The 8,524-nt window shown below is 58.4% G+C and carries 7 protein-coding genes; 1 reads left to right on the plus strand and 6 read right to left on the minus strand.

Annotation, left to right across the window (positions count from 1 at the left end; genetic code table 11):
* Window positions 1-69: 69 nt before the first annotated feature.
* The 4 genes from ACTIF6_RS21520 to ACTIF6_RS21535 all read right to left on the minus strand — a co-directional run bounded on the left by ACTIF6_RS21520 (window position 70) and on the right by ACTIF6_RS21535 (window position 3,657).
* The gene (locus ACTIF6_RS21520; protein WP_305339509.1) at window positions 70-978 is read right to left on the minus strand and encodes a hypothetical protein; all 909 of its coding nucleotides are present in this window, start codon (window positions 976-978) and stop codon (window positions 70-72) included.
* Between the two features lie 96 nt (window positions 979-1,074).
* Window positions 1,075-1,263 carry a hypothetical protein gene (locus ACTIF6_RS21525; RefSeq protein WP_056269337.1) on the minus strand — a complete coding sequence of 63 codons (189 nt, stop codon included), beginning with the start codon at window positions 1,261-1,263 and terminating at the stop codon, window positions 1,075-1,077.
* A gap of 890 nt (window positions 1,264-2,153) precedes the next feature.
* Window positions 2,154-2,555 carry a hypothetical protein gene (locus tag ACTIF6_RS21530; protein ID WP_305339510.1) on the minus strand — a complete coding sequence of 134 codons (402 nt, stop codon included), beginning with the start codon at window positions 2,553-2,555 and terminating at the stop codon, window positions 2,154-2,156.
* A gap of 16 nt (window positions 2,556-2,571) precedes the next feature.
* Complete coding sequence (locus tag ACTIF6_RS21535) at window positions 2,572-3,657, minus strand: plasmid segregation protein ParM domain-containing protein (RefSeq protein WP_305339511.1); 1,086 nt, start codon at window positions 3,655-3,657, stop codon at window positions 2,572-2,574.
* A gap of 1,612 nt (window positions 3,658-5,269) precedes the next feature.
* On the opposite strand from ACTIF6_RS21535, the gene ACTIF6_RS21540 reads away from it, so the two are divergent.
* Window positions 5,270-6,700, plus strand: coding sequence for a tyrosine-type recombinase/integrase (locus ACTIF6_RS21540; protein ID WP_305339512.1), 1,431 nt, complete (start codon window positions 5,270-5,272; stop codon window positions 6,698-6,700).
* A gap of 93 nt (window positions 6,701-6,793) precedes the next feature.
* Here the strand turns inward: ACTIF6_RS21540 and ACTIF6_RS21545 are convergent, their stop codons facing one another.
* Both ACTIF6_RS21545 and ACTIF6_RS21550 read right to left on the minus strand, forming a co-directional pair.
* Window positions 6,794-7,276, minus strand: coding sequence for a helix-turn-helix domain-containing protein (locus ACTIF6_RS21545; protein ID WP_305339513.1), 483 nt, complete (start codon window positions 7,274-7,276; stop codon window positions 6,794-6,796).
* A gap of 176 nt (window positions 7,277-7,452) precedes the next feature.
* Window positions 7,453-8,307: a nucleotidyl transferase AbiEii/AbiGii toxin family protein gene (locus ACTIF6_RS21550; protein ID WP_304778089.1), complete on the minus strand. Its 855-nt coding sequence runs from the start codon at window positions 8,305-8,307 to the stop codon at window positions 7,453-7,455.
* Between the last annotated feature and the right edge of the window lie 217 nt (window positions 8,308-8,524).

The following is an 8,524-nucleotide window of genomic DNA, read 5'->3' on the forward strand; positions in this document are numbered from 1 at the left end:
GCCAGGCCACATAGCCAAGTGTCAGTCCACAGACGCCAAGCGCAAGCAGATACATCTCAAGACTGCGCTTCACTGCCGTACCTCTGGGTGGCGTGGGGCTAGTAGGCCCATGTGGGAGGCGATTCGTGACAGGCCCGTCGAACCAATCAGATGGGACCGGAGGGGGACGCGAAGCTGGGACGCTGGCTCGCCAGCTCGCGCGAGATGGATCCACCTGCGATCCGCATCGTATCGGTCGAGATGAAGATCCCAGGTGTCATGGCCTGAGAGCGCGATCTCCAGCGTCAACCAGTCGCAGATTCCCTGTGTCAGTGCTTCAGATGCGGGTAACACCGCACCCACTTTCGCGACACATGCCCCTTCGATTTCGAGCACAAATTTCAGGACAGCCATGAGACGCGCGCGCTCCTGCTCACGGCGGAGCCATCGCGTTGGCCAGCCTCGTTCACTGCATGCCACCAGCAGGATGAAGCCGAGGCTCGATGCTGGGCTGTGTGCGGGTTGATGGGCTGGTAGTGCCAGCTCATGCTGAAACGTCGCACCTCCAGGCAGCGCGTGTTCCAGCAAGAAGCGGGTGGTCTCAGGTACCCAGTGCTCAAGCTCGGCTATCCACGGTAGCCGGCGCAGGACATTTGTGCGTAAGCCTTCGGGCGCCCAATTTTGCAGGGCATCCTGAACCATGTCCCAATGTGCTGAGCGCGGCCGCAGAGCTGGGCCGTTATTGACGTCCACATGGTCCATCTCGCAGAACAGCACGGGAATCGCCAGGAGTTCATTGAAAGTTACTTTTTGGCGGTGCCGGTAGGCCAGCCGGGTCGCCGTCACGGCCAGTTGGTCCAGATCCTCTGCGGTTTGTGCGCCAGGATCCATCGCGCTCTCGCCTGTTTGAGGGGAAATGCTCCCGGTAGCCCTGGTCTGCCTTCCCTGTTGTATCTCGCTCAAACACTCCACGAGCAGTGATTGCCGTTCTTCTTTCATGGCATCCCTCCGGTCTGGACGGAGGACTGTTTCGCAGGAACCAAGTTAGATGTCTCCTGGCTTATGCTGATGCGTGATGGTTTTGTCATGGCTGCATCAGTAGTCGCTGTCCTGCCAGAGGCGGTAAAGGTGGTCCTCCTCCATCTGATCTTGAATCTGCTTGTAGGGATCGTCATCGTCGTCATCGGAGTTTGATGATCGGCCTCTCGCGCTGCTGTTGCCTTGAAACGCGATTACGACAACAAAAATCATGAATCCGAGCACCAGCCAGGTTGTGGAGTTCATACCCGAGCTCCTGTGAGGAAGGAACCTCGGCCAAGCGAGCGCCGTGGTTCCCTCGCGATGATTCGTGCAAGGGCCCAACGCAGAAAGCAAATCTGCTCTTGCAGGTTGCTAGGTTCAGGCATCGTGCGCAGCCCAAGCTCGTCGACCATGGCCTCGAGCAGGGGATCCAAAGCACTACTGGTCGCCCAGAACGAGAATGCCAGGCCGGGCCGCAATTGACGCAGCTTCTGCACGAGCAGGTTGCGTCCGCACACTGACTTTAAGAGCCAGTGGGGCGCCCTGGTCATAGATCGATTCAGCGCGGCAATGTCGAAGTGCTGTCTCAGGCTGCGGCGCCACGCCGAGGCGCGAACCGCTTCTTGGTGAGTGGGAGTCATTCGTTCCTCTTGCGTGTGATTGGTTAGACCAAGTTCGCACAAGAGGACCTGATGTCAAGGCCGGGCGCTCATTTTTTGTCGACTGCAGCTCGCCTAGCAGGCCGCTGGCAAGCTGAGTACATCCGATGAATGAAATACCTTGTGAGTGCCCCTGTCAGTGCTCACCAAACCAAGTTGCGATGCCCTTCGCAGATGCACGCTTTTCCGCAGCGCTCAGCTTGCTTTCTGAGCATGGGCGCCTAGAATATTTTGGAATGATTGCGTTCAACGAGGAGTTCAAATGACGGCGCCAGACTTGCTCAAAATATTCATGGGTGTGGGAATCTTGGTGGCCATATGTGGAATCCGTTGGCTGAACGGAGCGAGCGCCGAGCTCAAAGAGGAAATGCGGCGTGAGCGAGAGCAGATGGCTCGCGATGAAGAGTCCCTCTGAAATGTTCACATCATCTAGAACTCTTGCTGATTGAGCTGGTGGGTGATCGCGTTGCCTCTTCTTCCCACTCATGGCCCTGGTCAGGCCACAGCCTTTCTATTCTTTGTGCGTTCGTACGCTGGCGCAAACATGGTCTTGAAACTTGCAGCAAAAGGGCTGGCAACTTGTGCACCTTCCTCCGAAGGCTTGGCAGCATTGACCTGGATGTTCTCTAGGGCGCCGAGGGGAATCGATGGAGCCCGAGGAGTCAATGGGACTTCCACTGCAGCTGGCGTGGGGTGTTGTCCAAAGAGTGGTAAGCCCCCACGGTTCATGACTATTCGGAACTGGTAGCCCAGATGAACCAACTGTAGGATCTCCATGTTGAGTCCTGCTGGGCTGATCCCCTTGAGATAGTCCAGGACCCCGACCCCATCGGGGGGAATGGTTAGCCGGACCCGCAGAACTTCGCCAGGTTTTTTTGACCGTTTTCGCTGCGTCATGGTGTGCTCCGTTTGATCAACGGTTTGCGGAGGCTTCGTTCGCAGAGTAGTCGGCCACTACTTGGAAACCGCGCACGTTGGAGAAGGTTGAGCCACCATCCATCTTCAGGCGACGGCGCAGCTCAGGCGCATGTGCGCGGAGAAACTCAAAGAACACCGCGCCACCGCCGCCACAGACCAAAACGTTGTCGAAGTCGTTCAAGGCGCCTGCCGTGTTGAGCATCGCCTCATATCCACGTCGAAGGACCTCGTTGATGGCACCCTTGTAGCGGGCCATTTCGTAGTCCTCGCCACCAATGCGAACGGTTTCACGGTTGTCGCGGATGGCCATGTCAATCGCCTGAATGACACCGTACTGGTTCTTCAGGTCCGGATGGATCGCTTTGGCCACCTCGTACGCACACGCCAGCATCGACTCTGGATGAGCGCCCGAGCGTTCGTAGTTGGGGACCTTGTCGTAGGCCGCCAGAAAGTCAATCGTTCCGCCGCCCACGTCGACCACGAGATTCCACCCGCTCATCTCGAAGTCCTTGTGTGTGAGGCCGTAGTAGTAGAGGGCTCCGAGGGGTTGAACCATGACGGAGGCGTTCAGCACCGTTACGTGCCTTGCACCCACTTCAATATCTGGGCTGGTCACGGCGTGCCGACCGATGATCAGCTCGCGCAGGTGGTTCTCGTATTCGTCAAAGGTGTTGAGGGGGAGTCCTACGGTCAGGTGCTGAATCGTCATCTCTTTCGGATTGCCTTCATCGATCAGCATGTAGTGCATAGCCCCCCGCATGAGCGCGAGGTAGGAGGGAGAGGTGCAGTAGTCCTTCATGACGTGGCGTGGCTGGAGCCCCTTGAGGTGCATCTCGACCCCACGACCGGCAAAGTGTGGCACCCCATCGATTTCGCTGATGCATCCGTCGGCCCCAAGGGTGCCGGGTGCATGTCGGAAAGTGGCGCCCGCCCGCAAGGTGGCGGTGATCGACGGAAACAGGTCCGCATGGATGATCGGGACACCTCGTGCCACCTTGTGGCCACAGGTGAACTTGGTATTGGCGTAGCCCACGTCGATGGCTCGTGCGGGAACAGTGATCAGATGTGCGTCGCGTTTCATAGGTCTCTCCAGGTTTCTTGCCTGCACAAAATTGTGCTGCTGGGAATTCTGTTGGGGCTTTCGCACCTCTGCAAGCGATGCGGACCAGTTGCTGGCCAAGGGAGGCCAAGTCGGGCCAGTGCAGGCCACAAACTGCAACTCTTGCGAGGCGACCCTTGTCCACGCTGTTGTATTGGCCAGGGTGGGCCACCCGAGGCCACTGGCGACCACAAAGTGTTCGCGTGGGAGGCGGGTCCCTACAACAAGTCACAGTAGGGGCCTCAGGAGGCCATGGCAGGCCAGTGGCGGCTTCGACGCACATTGCGCGCGCGGGGCTGAAGCTGGTTTCTTCGAAGGTGAGGCCACGGGTGGCCATGGACGGTCACAACGTGTGGGTCAGCCAAAGAATCGCACCTCACTGCGGCGTGAACCATCTTGTCGAAACGCGCAATCAGGTGGCTCCATTTATGTAGGGAGCTAGGAGCAGGGCTGCCATTTCTTGTTTCCTCAATCGACGGATCGTTTTGCGCGTTCAAGTGTCGTGTTGACGGCGAGATATCAACAGGGCACTTTCAAACAACCAACTTGGGGTGTCTGCAGGAGTGGTGGCAACCAGAGTGATATGAAGGCTTCTGATCTGAAAGGACTTTTTTGCCCGTTGGCATGAGTGACACGCTGCGGGAGAGTGTTTTGCCATCTGTGGACAAGGGCTCGGGCAGACTGCGTTGAGCGGTACCTATCCCCAACTGGTCCGCATCACAAGACAAGACTGCAAACAGCATCTACTATTCGCTCACCTGTACCTCTGGTACTTAGACATCCCAGTGATGTCCCACTCCCTACACAGGGAAAACGGCTAACCGACGCTTCACCATGAGTGTCCTAAGGCAACAAGCCGACTTCCCACGTTGGAAGTCGCAAACCAAGACGGTGCTCTGTATGGAGCGCCGCAAAACAGGTCGAATAACGACCAGCTGCTGAGCCCGCGACGCGGTTCAGAAGTGGCGACCCCGAATGGGGACTGCCCACAGCAAGCCAACCAGGCCTTCCTTCTTGGAAGCCGCCAGCCAACGCTCTGAGCTACGGAGCGGGTGTGGACGCGTAAGCGTATAGATCAACTCACGTTTTGACTTTGCACTGACGACTACCTGCGGGTGGTTCGTCACAAGTACCTCCCGCCTGGCGCGTTTGCCGGGAGCCCTTAGGGCCTAAAAAGGGCAGGTTGGACAAGCTGCAAAGGACAACGCCGCCAAATCAGTCTGGCGGTGAAGTGAGTTCACCTGGGTAGTGAATAACTGCTCTGGTCTAGCCCACCCACAAGGCTCTGTCTGAACAAGACAGTACCCCCCCGACGATGTCCATGCGTCGGGGTGCCCATCAAAAAAGGATGGGGGTCACACGGGGATTCCACCTGTGCCGACAGGACAGCTTGCTAACGAAAAACGGAAGCCACCGAAGACTGACGTGCCTTGCCCAGGGGCCTTGTACCAGGCGACCAGTAGCAAAAAGACAAATGAAAAGCCAGAGCGATCTGGCGGTTTGGGCCCGCCTGAAGGTTTAGGCATGCGGGTGCGTTGGGCGCCCGCAGGTGTTAACCCTCATCACGACGAAAGTCACAACAGGAGAAAGAGAAATGGCGAAAGCATCAGGTAATGGTCGCGGCAAACGTCGCGCACACCGAGTGAAGTCGCGTGCGGAAACACTTACCAGGGGAGGGCCGGGAAGCGAAAATCCACGCGCGCTAGAAGCGATCAAGGCACATCCCAACGACCCGTTGCGGCAGATGGTGTGTTTCCTGCGGAACCTGGCCCTCCAGTCTTCAACCGGCCGCAAGCGCAACGTCGGGGAGAAGACGCTAACAGCGTTCGGAAGCACCATGAAGAATCTGATCCAGGATTTGAGAACGCTGAACATGCCCATTCAGCGCATTGACGAAATCGGACAGCGTCACGCTGTGGCGCTCACTGCATACTGGGCCAACGAACTGGGTCATACGGCAAAAACGATCACCAACAAGCTGAGCGTGATTCGTAAGTTCTGTGAGCTCATCGGCAAGATTGGTGCAATTCCGAAGCGGGAAGAGCTTTACGAAGTACTTGCCGCGAAAGGCGTGGACAAGGCCACCGTCACTTGTGCGCAGGTGACCCATGGCAGCAAGAGCTGGAAGGCTGCCGGGGTGGATGCCCAAGCGATCATCGAAGTTGTCGCGATCGAAAACCCTCAGGAGGCCCTCCTGTTCGAGCTCGAGCTGCACTTCGGCTTGCGTGTCAAAGAGGCGCTGAGCTTTCGCCCGCGTGAGGCTGAGCGCCGTGATGGCATCGCAATCAAACTGGGCACGAAGGGTGGCGCGGGCCGCTTTGTGCCCTTCATGAAGGATCCTTTGAAGCAAGCCAAACAGCGCGATGTTCTTGAGCGCGCGCGCGCCTGGGCTGACGAGCACAACAACAAAGGTGAGATGGGGTACGAGCGCATGACGATGGAGGAGGCGCGGACCAAGTACTACCACGTGCTGCGCAAGTACGGCATCAACCAGAAGGCTATGGGGGTCTCGAGTCACGGCCTGCGTCACCAGTTCGCAGCAGACATGTTCGAAGACATCACCGGCCACCGCCCGCCAGCTGAGGGTGAGGAGACGCCAGCGTGGTTCAAACAGAACCGTGAACTGGTTGACCACGCGTACAAGAAGGTGTCAGAGGCTCTGGGCCACTGGCGCAAGGACATCTCCACGGCCTATCTCAGCTCGGTCCCCATGATGAGCAAGCTGCAAAAGCTGCGCATCGAAAAGCGGATCGAGATGTTTCAGAACACGCCCGGCGTCGCCACGGGTTTGCTGATGCTTGGTGTGGAGCGTGCGTGGCTGACCGGGCGTGCCGCATTGGGGATCGAAATGCCACACAACGAGCGCATCGTTCTCACCGTGAACCTTGAGGAGGGGGTCAAGTTGGAAGTGCTCAAAGATGTCCACGCGCTGCTTCAGAAGTTGCTTCCTGGCCGCGTTCTCGTAGCCCCGCTCTTGGGCGGCGGCGTTCAGCCTGAGAACGGTGTTGAGGTGTCTCTGCGCTGATGAAGAAGGTGGGCAGGTGCAATCCTGCCCACCGTATGGTGATGCACGATGCCTAGTGCTCAGAGCGCATTTATACGACCTAAAGCGGGTTCTTTAGGCCGCGTGCGGTTCAATGAGCGACAAGGCTTCACGCTTGCCCATTGCAATTCTTCCCAAAATTTCCGGGACACGCGCAGCCCTTGGCGAGGCGCCGCCGGACTCCCACTTCCATATTGACAAGGAAGAGACGCCCAGCAGCTGTCCCATTTGTTCCTGGGTGAAGCCGAGTCGGGCGCGTTGGGCTTTCAGACGTTCCGCAGTGAACATCACCTTGCGACCTGGTTTTCCCCGGGGTGTATCGGGAGTGGGCTTGACCGCCGGCAAAGGTTTGGTCAAGGAGCCAGAGGAGGAGGGTGCCGCGCGCAACTTCTCCAGTTTCTTCAGACTCGACTGAAGCGACTTGACCTCCTTCTTCAAGGCGGAGATGTCGGTTCGCTGGCTCATCGCGATCTTGCGCAGCGCCGTGATCTCCTCGCGCAGTTCCTTGCGGGCTATGCGGGCGATCTCTTTTTTGAGGGTTTCGGCAAAGGTGGTCATGCCCGCATCGTACGACAGAGCCTGCGCCGCATCCCATACTTGTATGAAAGTCGGCCCATTTGTCCGGCCGGCGAGTCGGTATTGATAATGGGTGTTTTCAACACCAATTCGTTTGGGCGCCCTGAATCTGCACCTTGGTCGTATCTGCGTGGTGTGCCGCTATCGATCGACTCGACTTAGGTCCGAGCGGCAGCGTTGGCCCGGGCCTGCACCTGGGCGCAGGCCTGCATCAGTTCATCGAAGGGCAGGGCGTCACCCACCATGACCTCGTCTTCCAGCATCTTCGCGTAGTCAGCAGCCAGCGCGTCTCGCGCGGCCCCCTCGGGCACGATCCGCAACGCCCCCAAGACTGCGAAGGTGTAGTTGATGGTCTTGTTGTCGGCGGCTTTCTCGCTGAAGAACCAGGACTTGTGTTCCGCTACCTCCCGGGCCACGGCACGGTCAGCAATGACAGCATCAAAGTGTTCACTGCGCATGATGGCAGCCAGGTCGTGCCAATGGCGCGCGTACCGCTCACCTCGGATGCGTCCCTGGGCGCAGTAGACGTGTGTCGCTGTGGCCTTCTCCCAGAAGGTCCGCGCCACACCCATCACCTGCGGCAAAGCCTGGGGGAAGGACACGCCATCGACATGACCGGCGATGTCGCAGGTAACGGGCAGCACCCCGTGCGGCTCTCCGGTGGCCCGGCCACCAAATTCCAGCGTGATGACGGGTGAGACATACCCAGTGCCCAGCTTGATCGCCGGGTAGTGCAGCAGGAGTGTGTCGTGCTCCGCACCTGCGATTTCCAGCTTTGCCCCAAGGCGCTCGCGCTCCAGCGCCGCTTGCAAATGTGGCTGTACGGCAGATCCGATCCAGTCGGGGAGCCGATCCCTGACGGCCTTGCTCCACTTGCTGGCTTGGCTGCGGCTGGCCGGGAGAAAGTACTCGTCGCCGGTGAGATCCGCGATCAGTTTGCGGATGTCGTAGGTGAGGTCAATGTCCTCGGAGAACCGCTCGATGATTAAGAGGTACCATGGCCAGTGTTGCATTTCAATTAGAGGGAAAGCTCTGTACGTAGAGGTATCCCCAACCGTTATCTCCAGTGCTCGTCCGTACTCAAGCAGTTCCTGAACATGTCATCGTTGACCCCGTGAGACACATGCCAAGACTATGGTCCACGGCGTGGTCCCTAGGGAAGGACTGCAAAACCCCACGCTCTTTGAACTGGCAAGTGGCATGAAGTGAGGAGAAGATAGGGGCATGAAC

Origin of the sequence: Hydrogenophaga sp., assembly GCF_051860785.1 — a bacterium.
GTDB lineage: Bacteria > Pseudomonadota > Gammaproteobacteria > Burkholderiales > Burkholderiaceae_C > Hydrogenophaga.